Annotated in this window: 10 protein-coding genes; 4 read left to right on the top strand and 6 right to left on the bottom strand. The window is 61.3% G+C overall.

Translation table 11 applies throughout. The annotated features are described in order from the left end of the window. Window positions 1–5: 5 nt before the first annotated feature. Both CRI94_RS07410 and CRI94_RS07405 read right to left on the bottom strand, forming a co-directional pair. Entirely contained in the window at window positions 6–1,208 is a 1,203-nt protein-coding gene (locus tag CRI94_RS07410) for a phosphopentomutase (protein WP_179862197.1), read from the bottom strand. A gap of 112 nt (window positions 1,209–1,320) precedes the next feature. Further along, on the bottom strand, window positions 1,321–1,959 hold the full coding sequence (locus CRI94_RS07405) for a hypothetical protein (protein ID WP_098075041.1): 639 nt from the start codon (window positions 1,957–1,959) through the stop codon (window positions 1,321–1,323). 742 nt (window positions 1,960–2,701) lie between these two features. Between CRI94_RS07405 and CRI94_RS07395 the strand changes: the two genes are divergently transcribed. The 3 genes from CRI94_RS07395 (at window position 2,702) to CRI94_RS07385 (ending at window position 7,283) form a co-directional block, all read left to right on the top strand. Beyond that, on the top strand, window positions 2,702–4,387 hold the full coding sequence (locus tag CRI94_RS07395) for a S41 family peptidase (RefSeq protein ID WP_098075039.1): 1,686 nt from the start codon (window positions 2,702–2,704) through the stop codon (window positions 4,385–4,387). Between the two features lie 212 nt (window positions 4,388–4,599). Then, entirely contained in the window at window positions 4,600–5,160 is a 561-nt protein-coding gene (locus CRI94_RS07390) for a DUF4019 domain-containing protein (RefSeq protein WP_143815330.1), read from the top strand. Window positions 5,161–5,249: 89 nt separating this feature from the next. Then, on the top strand, window positions 5,250–7,283 hold the full coding sequence (locus CRI94_RS07385; RefSeq protein ID WP_098075037.1) for a M1 family metallopeptidase: 2,034 nt from the start codon (window positions 5,250–5,252) through the stop codon (window positions 7,281–7,283). A 123-nt stretch (window positions 7,284–7,406) separates the two neighbouring features. On the opposite strand, the gene CRI94_RS07380 is transcribed toward CRI94_RS07385, so the two are convergent. From CRI94_RS07380 to CRI94_RS07365, 4 genes are all read right to left on the bottom strand, one after another. Further along, window positions 7,407–10,742 (bottom strand): UvrD-helicase domain-containing protein, encoded by a 3,336-nt coding sequence (locus CRI94_RS07380; protein ID WP_098075036.1) that lies wholly within the window; start codon window positions 10,740–10,742, stop codon window positions 7,407–7,409. A 536-nt stretch (window positions 10,743–11,278) separates the two neighbouring features. Next, entirely contained in the window at window positions 11,279–11,977 is a 699-nt protein-coding gene (locus CRI94_RS07375; RefSeq protein WP_098075035.1) for a haloacid dehalogenase type II, read from the bottom strand. A 56-nt stretch (window positions 11,978–12,033) separates the two neighbouring features. Then, window positions 12,034–14,946: an FAD-binding and (Fe-S)-binding domain-containing protein gene (locus tag CRI94_RS07370; RefSeq protein ID WP_098075034.1), complete on the bottom strand. Its 2,913-nt coding sequence runs from the start codon at window positions 14,944–14,946 to the stop codon at window positions 12,034–12,036. A 96-nt stretch (window positions 14,947–15,042) separates the two neighbouring features. After that, a complete protein-coding gene (locus CRI94_RS07365; protein ID WP_098075033.1) occupies window positions 15,043–15,519 on the bottom strand; it encodes an Lrp/AsnC family transcriptional regulator in 477 nt (158 codons plus the stop codon). 165 nt (window positions 15,520–15,684) lie between these two features. Between CRI94_RS07365 and CRI94_RS07360 the strand changes: the two genes are divergently transcribed. Then, window positions 15,685–16,899, top strand: coding sequence for a trans-sulfuration enzyme family protein (locus CRI94_RS07360; protein ID WP_098075247.1), 1,215 nt, complete (start codon window positions 15,685–15,687; stop codon window positions 16,897–16,899). Window positions 16,900–16,956: the final 57 nt, after the last annotated feature.

Below are 16,956 nucleotides of genomic sequence, written 5' to 3'. Positions count from 1 at the left end.
GCAAATTACGGCGTTGCGGCTTGGTTCACGACCGCGAAGGATGTCCCTTCCGTCTCGAAGTCCACACCCAAAACGTCCGCAATCGTGGCCGCGTGGTCGTTGAACGACGGCCGAAGACCGAGATCCCGTTCGCCGGATGCGGGTCCGCGGGGCGCGACGTACAGTAGCGGGACGTATTCCCGGCTGTGATCGGTGCTCGCCGTCGTCGGGTCGTTGCCGTGATCGGCCGTGATCACGAGATGAGCATCATCCGGTAGCGCCGCGCGAATGTCCGGTAGCGCTGCATCGAACGTCTCAAGAGCGTCCGCAAAGCCTTTTGGATTATTTCTGTGGCCATACTCCTGATCGAAGTCGACCAGGTTCGTCCAAACGAACGTCGGCGAGGGGTCGGCCGCGTAGGCTTCGATCTGATCAATGGTCGATCGGATTCCGTCAGCGTTGGACTTCGTCTTGATCGATGTGTCGAAACCGGTTCGTGCGAAGAGGTCGTAGATCTTGCCGACCGACACTGTGCGAACGCCGTTTTCCTGTAGCACATCCTGGACAGGAGGCGCATCCGGCCGTCGAGAGAAGTCTTTTCGCTCGGATGATATGCGGGTGTACTCTCCTTCCGTCCCGACGAACGGGCGTGCAATGACCCGCCCTACGGCGTGGTCTCCGACGCACACGTCTTCACGGGCGATGCGACACAGCTCGTACAACCGGTCGAGCGGAATCACGTCTTTGTGAGCTGCGATCTGGAAGACGCTGTCCGCCGACGTGTAAACGATCGGGTAGCCGGTCTCGCGGTGCTTCGTGCCCAGCTCCTGAACGATTTTCGTGCCGGAGGCTGCGCGGTTGCCCAGAACGCCGTCCCATCCGGTCGCCTCCAGAAATGTGTCGATGACCTCGTCGGGGAACCCATCCGGGTATGTCGGGAACGGGGCATCGAGCCGCAGTCCGGCGAGCTCCCAGTGCCCTGTGGTGCTGTCCTTTCCGGCAGAGACCTCGCGCATCCGACCGAACAGAGCCTCCGGCTCATCCGTCGGCTCTACATTTTCCAGTTCGGCGATATTGCCGAGGCCGAGGCGCTGCAGATTCGGCAGATCCGGCTGCTGGGCCGCACAGACGTGGCCAAGCGTGTTGCTGCCGACATCGCCGTAGGCGTCGGCATCCGGCTGGGCACCTACGCCCACACCATCCAGAACGATGGATACGAAGAGAGGCATAATTGACGAGAGACACAGATGGAAGGCAGAGATGCGGTCGGCATGCATCGGACATGCCGTCGTGCTCCTGATGTAGAGCCGGAGCGACGACCGGTTCCTTCGGTTCCGCGGGCTAGCCAAGATCTTCGATCAAATGATCGAGGATCGCGTCGATCTGCCGCTGTCGCATGTTGCGAACCGCCTCACCCGGCGTCGGAACACGCGATGGATCATGATGCTCTTCGCGTCGACGAAAAGCGACAAATTCAGCGTACCGCTCGGCCATATGCGCAGCATCCATAGCAGCTTGCGTCGCATCTGGGTGCGTGCACGACTGGGCGGAGAGGAGGCGCGCGGCCTCTGGATTCATTTGCGAAAGTCCGATCGTGGCCGCATGTACCACAGCATCAACGGTCGTCTGGCGCGCTTCGTCCCGGCATGCGGTAATGCCCCCGCTGTCGAGGTCGCCCTGCACCGCAGCGATCAGGTACCGGGCTATGTCTGTCGGCGTATCCCCATGACCGGCCTCTTCGGTCTGTGCTCGGACATCGTGCGGCATCACCTGACGAGCACACCACAGCGCAAACCGCCGAAGATAACGCTCTGATCGGCGAGCCACCATGTGCTCGAGAAGCGGCAGCCGAACGTCCTCTTCCCAGCGAAACTCGTCACCCGTGACTCGATCCATCACAAGCGTACGAACGGTTCGACTGTCGTAAATGTAGTAGTATCGCCGAACGGTATCGTCAGCAACAGTAGGTGCGTGCAACATAGTGGATGGATGTTGACGAGGAGGAGATGCCTCGGATCACTCGACCTGTTCGGGCGAGCTGTAACCAGGAGACAGCGTTCACTCTTAGCGATTGCAGTGTCTGCGAATATCGCCCTGGCCCGCTCGAAGCCGTGATTGGTTTTGGCAAAATGCAAGACCTGGCACTTGCTTTGATGTACAATTGCCCAGTACGAATCGTTCTCAACCTGTTTCAAGGATGGAGCGCGAAGAAGTAAGGACAGAAGGTCGAGATCGCAGGTACGGCCCAAGGTCATCGTTTGACACGGATGACGTAGACACGATGAATGAGATCCGCGATGCCTCACAGTTGCGGGCGTCGCGAAGACGACTGCCATGAAGTCTGTACCCCTGAGTGCCCCAGGCTGCTCGCCAAACAGGTTATCGTCCTGACACCTTGCAGAACGGCATGAATCCGTTGTCGCACGTGACGACCAGATTGTCCCGTTGACGGATTTGCCAGAGCGGAACGGACGTGTCACGTTCTGCCTCGTACCACACGGAAGCCGACGTGCCGTGCAACAAAGCGCGGGTTACGAAATACTAAAGACACGGTGATGCCAGGACCCCGGTCGTTCGTCTGGACGATGCATGCGGCGGAAACGCCAAGCCGCTTGTCGTCATTATCGACACGCCCGCGTCAGACTTCACTTCTTCCGGCTGACCGCTCACCGTGACGTAAGCTATCGCCATTAATGACCCTCCGGGTCGCACTTTCGACTCTATGACGCGCACGCACCGGTACTACATCCTCCCTGCTGTCGCCCTCGTGTTGCTGGGCGCGGTGATGGGCGTATCGCTGAACTCGTACGTCTCCGACGGCGACGCATTCGAGCAATTGAAAAAGCTTGAGCGCGCTTTCGTCATCATCAATCGTCAGTACGTCGACCCTGTCGAATCCAAAGCGGTCGCAGAGGAAGGAATCAGCGGCATGCTGAAGAAGCTCGACCCGCACTCCAGCTACATCCCATCCGATGAGGTACCGGAGGTTCGGCAGAGCTATGAAGGCTCGTTCGGGGGCATCGGCATCATGTTCGACGTTACGAACGACACGGCGCGCGTTGTCAAGCCGATTACCGACGGACCGAGTGAACGGGTCGGCGTAATGGCCGGGGACCGCATCGTGGAGATCGAGGACTCGTCTGCCGTGGAGCTGTCCTCGACCGGGATCCAGAAGCGCCTAAAGGGGCCGGTCGGAACCGAGGTAGACGTCACATTCTACCGCCCGAGCGTGGGTGAGCGTTTTCAGTTCACCATCAAACGGGAGGAAATCCCGCTGTACTCGATCAACAGCGCCTACATGGTGGACGGCGAGACCGGCTACATCAAGATCGACCGGTTCGCGATGACCACCTACGACGAGTTCATGAAGAAACTCAGGGAACTCGAAGGGCAGGGTATGGAGCGGCTCGTTCTCGACCTCCGAAACAACCCTGGAGGCGTCATGCAATCCGCCATTCAGATCGCAGACGAGATGCTCAGTCGCGGGATGATGATTGTGGAAACGAAGGGTCGAGAGCCGAGCATCAACAACCAGTATCGCGCTACCGGCGGCGACAGCTTCGAGAAGCAACCGGTCATCGTGCTGATCAACCGCGCCTCGGCCTCTGCAAGCGAAATTCTGGCCGGCGCACTTCAGGACCACGATCGCGCTCTACTCGTGGGCGAGCGAACCTTCGGCAAAGCACTCGTGCAAAAGCAGTTCGAACTCAACGACGGCAGCCTGCTGCAGATGACTGTGGGCCGGTACTACACGCCGGTCGGCCGCCTCATCCAGACGCCGTACGAAGACGGCAACAAGCAAGACTACTACGACCAGAAGTTCGACTCATACGAGAAGGCGCTCTTCAACCCGAGCGAGTACAAGGATAGCATTCCAGACTCGCTGGCGTACGAGACGGACCACGGCCGGACGGTCTTCGGCGGCGGTGGCATCCTTCCGGACTTCGTTGTGAAGCCGGATACCAGCTCGATCGAGCGGTTCGTCTCCGGATCGGGCCTCACCCTGGCGTTCATTATCGACTGGTTCCCGAAGCACGAAACGGAAATCCGAGAGGCCTGGGGTGAGAAACCCGACGCATTTGCCTCCAGCTACACGGTGCCGAATGCCGTCGTCGACTCCTTCTGGGCCTTCGCCGAGGAGAAGGGCATGTCCCTCACCGCGAACGCAGACTCCGTCAATCGGGGCGAGGCCATCTTCCCGAAATCGGAGGCCGAGGGTGCTCGCGAATACGTCCGAACCCATCTGAAGGGCAATGTTGCCCGTCAGCTCTACGGATCGAGCGCTATGTACCCGATCTTTAACTCCGTCGATCCGACGTTCCAGCAGGCTCTCTCACTGTGGACCCGCGCCGACCAGCTGTCAGCCTTCCACGCCGCCGCGGGATCAAGTGCGTCGGGACAAAACTGAGCCTGGTAAACAGCAAGACGACAACGAAAGGGCCGCGTGCATCCAGCATGCGGCCTTTTCTGTATGCACGCGGAGTGGTATCGCGTTCCCGGGTACACGGTCGAACTTATAAACACACCTCGGACGCAAGCTACGGTAACAAACGTTTTGCTACTGGCACGCTCTCGAAGCCCCAACATTAAGTCCATTATCAAGCAGACACAAAACCGCCTATGCCTATGCAATCTGGATTGTCGACTCGTCTTCGCCAAGCTGTAGCCGTAGCCGGTTTCATGCTTCTGTTGCTGCTGACAGCCACCCCTCCGGCTCTCGCTCAGAATACCGACTCGACCCCGGCTGCGACGTACACGGACGCCGAGAAGGATGCCGCAAAAGCAGCAGCCACTGACACCGCTCGAAGCTTTCTGGCGCTCGTCGACAATAATGACTTCGGCGCAGCCTACGACCGTCTGGAGGGGAAACTACCGCGGCTCATTTCCCGAGAGCACTTTGTCGCCGAGCTTGATTCCGCCCGAGAGTACATTGATCCGCCCACAAGCCGGGACGATCCGTTTCCGCAGTTTCGTCCGTCTGTCGACTCGTTCGACGGCGGCCCATTTGTTTCGCTCTTAATCGAAGGCGAATACGACCTCGGCACCTTCTCAGAAATCCTTCTCCTTCGCCTTGAGAACGACAGGTGGCACATTCTCTCGTATCAGATCATGCCGAACATGTCCGTCCTCCGGGAGAACGAGGACATTGGGGCTCCGATGATCGACTATCCAGAGCCGTAAGTTTTCGACCAGAAACAACCGTCCACGGTCGCGCGAATCACCTAGCGTACGTTTCCTCAACGCTCTTCTTCCCCAACCGTCTTCTCATCATGACGCCCCGCTTCCGCTGGCTTCCCCTTCTGGTTGCCGCGACGCTCTTCGTGGCCGGCTGTTCGTCCATGCCAAACGCGGCCGATCAGACCCAGCAGACCGCATCACCGCCTTCGCCGCCTCCCGCTCCATCGGAGGTCACCTCGCAATCCAACCGCCCCCTCCCGCATCCACCGGACCCCGCGTCAGGATTCATGGACGCTGTGGAGGCGGGTGCTCGCACGCTCACGGGACACCCGGGCGAAAAGTACTGGACCCAGGACGTCTCCTACGACCTAGATGCATCGGTTCACCCCGAAGAAAAGCGCGTTGAGGCCACCGCCTCCATCACGTATACCAACAACTCGCCGGACACGCTCAGACAGCTTTTCGTCGAACTCGCTCAAAACCTGCATAAGGAAGGAGTTCAGCGTAATACGATCTCAGAGGTAACCGGCGGCATTCAACTCGAGCGGGTGGCCGTCAATGGAGCGAGTGCAACCGAAGTCGAGAGCCCGCGCCAACAGGTCGAAGGCCCCCGATACATCGTTCGAAACACGAATCTGGTGATCGCCCCAACCGCCCCGGTCCGCCCCGCTGGCACGACGACGATCGAAATCGACTACAGCTTCACCATCCCGCAGGCGGGAGCAAGTGGGCGCATGGGATACGACGGAGACGACCTTGTCTTCATCGCATACTGGTACCCGCAGATGACGGTCTACGACGATGTCGTCGGCTGGATGACGGACCCCTTCCTGGGGACGGCGGAGTTCTATTCCGACTTCGGAGACTACGACATCTCGATCTCCGCACCGGCGGAGTGGCTCGTTCAGTCCACCGGTAAGTTGCAAAACGCAAATCAGGTGCTGAGCGATGACGCATTCGAACGGTATACCGCTGCAATTCAGAGCGACTCGCCGACAATGATCGCGGAGCCCGGTCAACGCGTAACCGCTGAGGGCAACAATGGACAGCTGACCTGGACCTTTCAGGCCGAACAGGTTCGCGACGTCGCATTCAGCCTGACGAAAGGCTACTGGGAAGCCGCCCGTACGGAGGTGGGCGGCCTCGACGATGACGGCGAGACGGACTACACAGAGATCCATACGTTCTGGCGGGAGTCCGCACCGAAATGGGCGGAGGTGACGAAATATCAGCAGCACGCGATCACCTACTTTTCCGAGTATATGGGCATCGCGTACCCGTGGCCGCACATGTCCGCCGTCGAGGGCGGTGGCATCATCGGCGGAGGAATGGAGTTTCCGATGATGACGATCATGGGCGACTATCGAAATAATTCGGCACGCATGCTGTACGCGGTGACCGCCCATGAGCTCGCCCACATGTGGGTTCCCATGATGGTCAACACGAACGAGCGCCGCTATTCCTGGATGGATGAGGGCACAACGTCGTTCAACGAAAACATGGCGCGAGGCGATTACTTCAACGAGTCGGACGCCATCGCCTCGGATCGCGATGACTACGTTCGCTTCGTTCAAAACGGAGGAGACGCACCGATCATGCGCTGGTCGAACTACCACTACTCGGGTCAGGACTTCGGCATCGCGTCCTACCGCAAACCGGCGACCCTCTACGTGGCTCTGCGCGGCGTGCTGGGCGAGGAGACGTTCAACGAAGCCTACCGGTCGTTCCTCAGCGACTGGCAATACAAGCACCCGTACCCGACCGACTTCTTCAACACGTTCGAGCGGGTCAGCAACCGCGACCTCGACTGGTTCTGGTCGTCGTACTACTACGAAACGTGGACGCTCGATCACGCCGTTGCTTCGGTCACACCCCGAGGCGACAGATTGGAAGTGACCGTGGAGGACAAGGGACGTGCCTTTATGCCCGTGCAGCTCTCCGTCAAGATGAACGACGGCTCAACGGTGGAGCGCGAGATTCCCGTCGACGTGTGGCTCAGCGGGCGCACATCCGCAACCACAACAGTCAACGTGGATCCCTCATCGGTGCAGTCGGTGGTCATTGACGCCGACCATCACTTCCCGGATATCGATCGGTCGAACAACACGTGGATGCCCGCGAATTAACTGCTCGCTCCACCGGTCCAACAGACAGCACGCTCTGCCCCGGCGCCTCGGCGTCCGGGGCAGCTGTCTTTCTGGTGACCTCGTCGCCAGCAGGCCAGCGTAGCGGGCGAACGAAACCATCAGCTATCGTCGTTTAAGCAATTGTGATGGAGCGGAGCGCAGAAATGGAGACAGGCGCCGCGTGTTGTCGAACCGATCCTTCGCCATGTAGGTTACGACGAGCTGCTTCTCGGCCCGCGTCAACCCGACATACAGCAAACGTCGGCTCTCCGCCTGGTCTTCCGGCGAGTTCGCGTAGTAGGCAGGAAAGGCGTTGTCGTGAACACCCGTGCAGATGACGCACTCGAACTCGAGCCCCTTCGCGCTGTGGTAGGTCGATAGCGTGACGACGTCCTCCCGCGTGCGCGCCTCGTCGTTTCCCCAGAGTGCAAGATGTGAGAGCACGCGCCGAAGTCCCTCGCGCACCGAGTCGGACCGATACGGTGCCAGAAGAGCATCCAGCCGCTCTGTGAGTCCGGGTCGCGCGTCGTCATCGCCCGACAGCAGCCGCTCTTCGTCGAATGCCTCGTACAGCGCCGGTGTCGCACGGACCATCGCCGGAAGCGATCGGGGGAGCAAACGGCGCAGCGTAGCCGTGATCTGCGACGCATCCCGGAGCGCCCAGCGATACCCGACCTCAAGGAGAACGCGCTCGCCCTCGCTCCATGTCGGCGATGTCTCCCCCTCATCGCGCGCCGTGATGTCGATCAATGTGCCGGTCAGGGCGGCGGGCAGAATGGGCTCCAGGGCCGTCTTCCGCTGAAGCGTCGCCTTTCGCACCTGAAGTGCAGCGAGGATCTCCTGCTGATCCCGGCAGTCGGCCAGCGCGCGATGCGCCGTCGGCTCGTTTTGATCCAGCAGTTCAGTCCGCAGGTGCTCTGCAGTGTGTCGAGGCAGATCGGGGCAGAGGCGCGTGGCCATCGGAAGCGTGTCAGACGTCATCGTCCACGGCGCCGCTCCCGATCCGAGTTCCCGATGCAATCGCTTCAGGATCCGGAAGTCGAACCGCTGGCCGTTGTGTGCTATGATCGGGCACCCATCTACGAAGGCGCAGAACCTCGACCATGCTTCCTCCAGCGGAAGCGCATCGACGAAGTCTTCCTCCAGGTCCATCCCGCAGACGTCCCGCAGCGTGGTCGCTTCCTCGTCGGTCAGGTCATCGGGAAGCTCGACCCGCACATCGAACGAGTCCACCTCCTTTCCGTCCCTCACGCGGATCGCGCCGATCTCCGCCACGCGGCACAACTTCACGTCTAGGCTCGTCGTCTCCAGATCCACCATCACGTAATCTGGAAACGCGGGCTCGGGTTCAGCCGGAGCAACCGCCGTCTGTAGCAGGGAAAACAGCCGAAGCGAGGGACTCCGGTACGCTGCAGGGGCAACGTGGGTGACCTGGTCGGCATCAAATCCGGCAAGTGTCAGCCGCTCGCGCCCGGTCGCAACCCCGCCGATCTCCAGCACCTGCGGCAACGTCTCGCCCAGGGCTCCATTTCGCTCGGCCCAGCGGAGAAAAGCGTCGATGTCAGAGGTGCAGACGAGATCGTTCTTGTCTAGTGGACGCGGGTGGTCTTCATCTGAGACCACGAACGCGGCGGGCGACTGGTTCGGCACACGGCCCTCACGATTCGCCAGGTCGAGCGCGTGGCGAATCATCTCGCGGTGAACCTGCACGAGCCGCGTGTTTCGCTCGTAAAGTAGGAGCCGACCGTGCCCGTTTCCGTTCCGAATGCGCTCGAGCCAGCGGCGCAGTCGATCCGCCGCCTCTGCCATCCCATCCGCCTGCAGAGGGTCTCGCAGGGAATCCGCCGCCTCGGCGAGCAGGTGCGTCGTCCCCCCGAACTGACGAAGCACTTCCTCGGCCAGACTCTCGATGGTCGTATCGCTGGATCGCGCATGCTGCATAATATTTCCGATCGCGGCGTAGACACGCTCTAGCTGCCCCCTTTCGGCCCCCAGCCCGGCTCGCTCGGCCGCATCGGCGTCTGTTGCAAGGCGCTGGAAAATCCCCCACAGCCCAGCCTTCGACCGATGAGCGATATCCCGCACCCGCGTCGTGAGATCCTCCGGTAGTACCACGTCCATCACGTCGGCCAATGCATCGTCGGCGATCTCCCCGGAACGAAGAACCCGCTCGACCAGCGCAAAGGTCGTCATCAGGCGACGTACCGCGGGCGTCTGCAGGATCGGCTCCGTTGAGCTGGCCTCGCAGGGAATGCCTGCGCGCAGAAACCGCCGCTCCAGAGCTTGAACCGCGGTATTCCAGGGCGCGAGAACAGCGATCTCTCGCGGAGAGACGTCATCATCCAACCACTCGCGCACCTGCTGCAGTGCGCCGTCGAGTTCTTGCGACTCGTCCGGCCACGACGACAGGACGACCGGTGACGTATCGCCATTCGCCGTCTCGATCTCGCCCCTCCGCTTCAGCCGCTGCTCTGGCGGCAGGACGGATTCTGCAACTTCGTAGATCGCCCGATTCGAGCGGTAGTTCGTCTGGAGAATGTGCAGACGTCCCGAGTCCCGCGAACACCCGAAGCGGTCGATCAGATCGTTGATGTTCTTCTGCCGCGCGCCGCGAAACCCGTAGATCGACTGATCATCGTCCGCCACGCAGAAGAGATGAGCTCCCTTTTCCTTAGGCGATCGCGCAGCGAGCTGGCGCACGACGTGAAACTGTACGGGATCGGTGTCCTGAAACTCGTCCACCAGGATCGCCTTCGTTGTCTCGCGCACGGCATCCCGCACGCTATTGATGTTCACCGCGTCACGGGCCTTGACGAGCAGGTCGTCGAAATCGAGCATCCCACGCGACGCAAGCATCTCGTCGTACTCCCGGCGGGCCGTCTGCAGTCGGCTCGTCACGGTTTCGATGCCGAGCTTGGCCCGACTGATGCTCAGCTTGGCCTGACGGAAGCTGGAGATATCGTTCGACTTCGCCCACGACTCGTTCCCCTCGAACCAGCGCTGCCAGAACGCGTCTGTCACCGCCTCCGGGGCAACGACCACATCCTCAGGCACCCCGACGGCCTCGCCGTGCTCCTGCAAGATCTCCGCGCAGAACCGATGGATGGTCCCCGCACGCACGTGCTGCGCCTTTGCGCCGACGATGCCCGCCAGCCGCGAGGTGAGTTGCCGGGCGGCCTTCCGCGTAAACGTGATGACCGCCAGATCCGACGGACGTAGCTGCTCGCTATATTTCGTCAGCAAGTACGCGGCGCGGCACACGAGCACCCGAGTCTTGCCCGTCCCCGGTCCGGCTACGACGAGTTGCGGTTTCAGCGACGCACGGACCGCTCGTTCCTGCGCGTCATTCAGATCGGGCCACCCTACATCCTCCGACGCAGATTCCTGTTGCCCGTCATACGCTCCCTCCACGGGCTGCGATGCAGAATCGGTCTCAAGCGAGTCGAACAGATCGGGCATGGGGCCTCGACGGGTAGGACAAACACAGAATGGAATCGATCAGAACCTGTTTGGCGGACAGCCTTCGGCCATCCGAAGGTACGGACCTCCCAACGGTCGGTCCTTGCTTTGCTCGCAACACAAAAGGGCTTTGATTTCGTGCACCGATTCTACATCGTGCGTGCCAAAGGCTCACCTTCAGGCGTGCGAATAGATCTAAACGATCGGGTTTACTGTGTCGCGATACATCCGCCAAACACGTTATCAACGTATGACTTACCCCCTGAAATGTCGAGCCAACTCTTTCCAAATCCCAGACGCGATCGCCTCACATTTTCCCTCGGTATCAGGGACAGGGACATGTCGCATCACCATTTTGATAATAAAAATCGGCCGCCACGTATTCCGACATCGCTTCTTTAGCCAGCGCAGCCGCATCCACGGGGCGCGTGCATCCTCGTGCCTGTTCCGTCCGGCGTACCCTAAGCCCCCGTGCCCCGGTCTGCGCACGACGATACGTCCAGCTTCGCTTTCGTCTTCTCCCCTCTAGCCCAGATTCATTCGGCCACATTCGCCAGCTGCTCCGCGACATCGACCAGCGTATCGCCTGCGACGTCGGGCTTCGAATCAACCGGTGCGATGTGCTTGCCCGGTCGCCGGACGAATGCCGCCCGAAGACCCGCGCGCAGTGCTCCCGTCGTATCCCACGCGTGCGCAGCGACCATCCACAGTTCGTCAGGCTCGACACCAAGGTGCTCGGCAACCCACAGATACGGCTCAGCAGCTGGCTTTAGCCGCCCGGAGGCCTGCGCGCTCACGATTCGATCAAAGCGGTCCGTCAGTCCGGCATTCCGTAGCTGTGCGTCGAGGGCGTCCGGCGTGCCATTGCTCAGGGCCACGAGCGGGATGCTTGCCTCAGCAAGCCGGTCCAGCGCCGGGACGACATCCTCGTGCGGAGGAAGCGTGCGCACGGCCTGCATCACTGCCTCGACATGCGCCTCCGACAGCTCGTGGTTTTGCCGGAAGGCCGTGACCCGCATTGCGCTTTTCGCCAGAGTACCGAAGTCGACGAACGGCCCCGTTACCGTCGTGACGAGCGCCTGATGGAGCAACTCGGTAAACCAGTCCTCCCGAACCGACCGGCCATCGGCGTCCGGCAAGCTGAATACATCGCCAAACACATCGTCTAGGCCAGACAGGTCCAGAAGGGTTTCGTTGACATCGAAGACGAGAATCATGACAATCGATCGACGCATGGTCGGGAGAACGCGCAACGTTAAGCTACGACACACGCAGCTACTCGTCCCCTATCTCACTGATCGAGAACGTCAAGCAGGATCTCAGCCGGGTGTTGAGCCGCGCGTCCGGTTAAGTCGTCGATCTGGTGGCGGCACGAGAAGCCCGTCGCCGAGATCAGGGTGTCGGGGGCTGCCGCTCGCACGGACGGAGCAAGTCGAAGCTCGCCCATCGTTTTTGACACATCGACGTGCTCTGCCTCGTAACCGAACGCGCCCGCCATCCCGCAGCAGCCGGCGTCAATAGCGTTCACGGCGTATCCCGGAAGAGACAGCGCCTTCTCCGTCGCCGTCGTCCCTGTTAGCGCTTTCTGGTGACAGTGACCGTGGAGCATCACCTCGTCCGCCTGCCGACTCCACGACACCTCGTCGAAGGCCCCCTCGTCGGCTCGCTGTGCAACATATTCCTCGAATGTCATGGCCGCCTCTGCGACCACCTTTGCGCGCGGCTCCCCGGGAAGCAGAGACAGAAACTCGTCACGCAGCGTCAGAATGCAACTCGGCTCCAGCCCAACAATCGGCACGCCGGCCTCGGCGTAGGGAAACAACGTTTCGACGGTTTTGAGCGCGAGCACCTGGGCGTCGTGAACGGCCCCCTTCGACAGATACGTGCGCCCGCAGCAGACGCGGGGCCCCGGGATGTCTACCGTGTGCCCGGTTTCGCGCAGAAATGTGGCGGCCGCCTGTGCGATCGGGGGCGTGTGGAAGTTGTTGAACGAGTCCGCAAACAGCACGACGCGCGGCCCTCGCTCGGGCCATGACTCTCGCATGAACCACTGTCGAAAGGTCGTTCGCGCGAATGAAGGCAGGTCCCGCTCGGCGGTCACGCCCAGCGTTGATTCACCGATCGACCGCAACCATCCCTGACGACTTGTCCAGTTCACAATCGGTGCCAAGGGCGTTCCGCTGATCCACCGCGCCAAACTCGGCTGATGAGCGAAAAGCTTGGTCCGGAGTGGCATCCGGTTTTCCTTCCAGTAATGATTCAGCCACTCCGTCTTGATTTTTGCCATATCGACGTTCGACGGGCACTCCGTCTTGCAGGCCTTGCACTGGATGCACAGATCCATGACCTCGTGCATGCGCTCTCCCGTTAGCTCCGCCCGGTCGAGGCCGCCGGACAGCGCCATGCGCAGCGCATTCGCCCGTCCGCGCGTCGAGTCTTCCTCCTCCCGCGTCGCCATGAAGCTCGGACACATCGTTCCCGTTCCGCGCTTCCGGCAGGCACCGTTTCCGTTGCATTTTTCGATCGCCTCCGCGTAGCTCCCCTCGGCCGACCAGTCGAACTCCGAATCGATCGATGCCGCTGCGTAATCGGGCCCCATTCGCAGGTTGTCCGTCATGGGTGGCGCGTTGACCACACGATCCGGATTCAGCACATTCGACGGATCGAAGATGTTTTTTAGCTCGCAGCACGCCGCATAAAGCTCCTCGCCGAGAATCTCTGGATTGGCCCACCCACGAACGATCCCATCGCCGTGCTCCGACGACACACAGCCTCCGAACCGTTTCACCAGGTTGAGCGACTCTTTGGCGATCCGCCGCATCTTCTCCACCTCCGCCTCGTCCTTCGTATTGATGAAGGGGCGCACGTGAAGGCAGCCGGCGGACGCGTGTGCATAGTATACAGCCCGGGTCCCGGTGCTGTCGATGAACTGGGACAGCTCGTCGATGTATTCGGCCAGGTGCTCGACCGGAACGGACGCATCCTCGATGAACGCCCAGGGCTTGTATTTGCCCTTCACGCCCATGACGAGCCCGAGGCCTTCTTTGCGGATCGACCAGACGTTGTCCACTCCGGCCCGATCAGTAACGCGAACCAGTCCCGTCGATGGACCCGCTGATAGATGATCCTCCAGTGCGTCGAGGCGATCATGCAGATCGGCCTCTGTCTCACCGTAATACTCCGTGATCAGCACGCCGCCCGGCTCCCCTTCGACGAACGTGAGACGCTCGGCATACCCGGGCGTTTTGCGGATACGCTCGATCGCAACACCGTCGAACAACTCCACGGCAGACGGATCGGTCTCGAGAATCTCAGTCACCGCCTCCAGCGCCTCCTCCCGGGTCGCGAAGTGAACGACGCCCAGCCCGGTGCGCGCCGGTCGCTCGACCAGGTGGATCGTCATTTCCGTCACTACCGCGAGCGTCCCTTCGCTACCCGCCAGAAGCTTCGCCAGATTTCGTTCGTCCTCAAGAAGCGTCTCCAGCCGGTACCCGTTGTTGCGTCGCCAATGGGAGGGCGTTTCGTCCCGAATCGTATCCCGGTACGTCGATGTCAGAGCGTCAATCTCTCGATACAGCGCGCCCTCGCGCCCGTCGAGTCGCATCTTCTTCTGCCACGCTCCGCGAGTGAGCGGTCCCATGGACGCCGGCGTCCCGTCATTCAGTAGCACCTCCGCACGCCGCACGTGCTGGATAAAGTTGCCGTAGCGAATCGAGTGCGTGCCTGTCGAGTTGTTCGCCAGCATGCCGCCCAGCGTCGCGCGGTTGCCACTAGCCGGATCCGGGCCGACCATCAGCCCATACTGCGCGGCCGCCTGGTTCAATGCGGAAAGGGTGACGCCCGGCTGTACGCGTGCCGTTTTCGCCTCTGGATCGATTTCGAGAATTGCATCAACATGCTTCGAGAAGTCGATTACGATCGCCTCGTTCACCCCCTGTCCAGCGAGGGACGAGCCTCCGCCACGGGGAAGAATGGGGACCCCGTATTCGTGGGCCACCCGCAGTGCTCGTCGCACGTCTCTCACCGTCTTCGGGATGAGGACGGCCAACGGTCGAATGGCGTACATGCTCGCGTCTGTCGCGTACAGGGCACGCGTCATGTCGTCCGATCGGATGGAGCCGTCGATCTGCGACGCAAGCACATCGATTAGATCGGAGAGGGCGTTCGTGCGGCGGCGGGACGCAGTCGGGGTAGCAGTGGGCATACGCTAAAACGTCATCCAACAGAACTCCGCTGGGCAAATGCGGACGGGTGTGGTGGCACTCGGATCCCGGCTCGTTGATCCACACTCGCAGCGGCATCAGCGCGCCTCCGGCGGGTAGATCGGCCAGGCATCGGCCCGCGAGTGGTCGAAGATGAGCGAGGTCTCGACCTGGGCCACTTCGTCGTGCGACGTGAAAGCACTCAGGATGAGGTCGCGCAAATGGTCGGCATCGCGGACAGCGACATGCAGAAGAAAGTCCGTTCGTCCGCCGAGATGGTAGATGGCGACGACTTCGGGACGCCGCGCAACGTGCTCACGCACACGCTCGACCGTTTCCCGCGAATGCTTACTCAACTGCAGCGCAATCAAGGCCTGCAGATGAACGCCCACCGACGCCGCATCGACGTCCGCGTAGAACCCCGTCAGGATGCCGTCGTCCCGGAGCTTTCGCACGCGCTCCAGACAGGTTGACTCGGCAATCCCGACTCTGCGGGCGAGCGCCTTATTTTGAATGCGAGCATTCTTTTGCATCTCGCGGATAATTTCGAAGTCGGTTCGGTCGAGGCGAGCCATGAGTCCGAGTACCGAATTTAGTTCGACACGATTGATTGGTACCGCACTGAATGATACGATACAATCACATGCCGAATCCAGTGCACACGGTTCAAGAGCGCTCGGATCGCGCTGTCTCTCATTCAAGCCACCGAGATGATGATCGATCGATTTGCTTCTCCCGTCATGCCCGCCGCCGAATCAGAGGACGACGCGTCCACTACGGGTCCCCGAACGACGGCCGTCCACGCCGGTCGCGCCGACATCCGTGCTCGCGGTCTGCATGCGCCCCCGATCGACCTCTCGTCGACCTATCCCATCTCAGGCATGGATTCGGCGGCCAACAGCGTAACCGAGTTTGCCCACGGGGCTCGTGTATCCGATGAGCCGGTCTATGCTCGGCTTTACAATCCGACGGTAGCCAATGCGGAGTCGGCCGTTGCCGACCTCGAACACGCCTCCGACTGCGTGGCGTACGGGTCGGGCATGGCCGCCATGACCGCGACGTTGATGGCCGCTCGGCTTGCGATTGTCAGCGAGAATCCGGATGCCCACCCGCATGTCCTTGCGGTGCGCCCCATCTACGGGACAGGGGACCATCTTCTCTCGAGCCCGATGCTCGGACTAGACGTGAAATGGGTGGATGCAGACGACGTCGCGCAGCATGTCGGACCGGAGACCGCACTCGTCTGGATTGAGACGCCGGCGAACCCCACGCTCGAACTCGTCGATATAGCGGCCATCAAAGAGCAGGCAGGCGAAGTACCCGTCTGCGTCGACTCAACGTTCGCCCCACCGGTTCTCCAGCGACCGCTCGACCACGGTGCGACATGTTCAATGCATAGCGCCACAAAGTTTCTGGGAGGACACGGGGATGTCGTAGCGGGTGTGGTATCCACGAATGACGCTGAATGGGCCGACCGACTTCGCCATGTGCGCGTCGTAACGGGTGGGCTCCTCCACCCGATGGCTGCGTATCTCCTGCACCGAAGTCTTCCCTCGCTCCCCGGACGCGTTCTTCAGGCGCAATCGACGGCGACCGATCTCGCGGAACGCTGCGAAGAACACACCGCCGTTCAGCGGGTCCACATGCCGGGACGAAGCGAACAAGCAGATCTTCGTGCTCGCCAGATGTCGGGCCCCGGAACCATGATTGCTTTCGACGTCGGGACGAGAGAAAAAGCGCGGAACGTCGTGGAGTCCGTCGAGCTGATGACGGCAGCCGTGAGCCTTGGCTCCGTCGACACACTCATCCAGCATCCGGCGTCCATGACGCATGGTGTCGTCGACGAGGCCGCGAAGTCCGATCATGGCATCACGCCCGGACTGCTCCGTCTCTCGGTCGGCCTTGAGAACGCAGACGATCTCTGGCAGGACCTCTCGCAGGCCCTCGATGGCTGACAAACGTCCTCTATTCATCCTATCCTCAGGTCGTCGCCAGTAGAGCCAGTACGACGC

The sequence above is a fragment of the Longibacter salinarum genome, from assembly GCF_002554795.1.
GTDB classification, from domain to species: Bacteria; Bacteroidota; Rhodothermia; order Rhodothermales; family Salinibacteraceae; genus Longibacter; species Longibacter salinarum.
The sequence above is the reverse complement of the archived record's forward strand: the minus strand, read 5'-3'. Positions and strand labels throughout refer to the sequence as shown.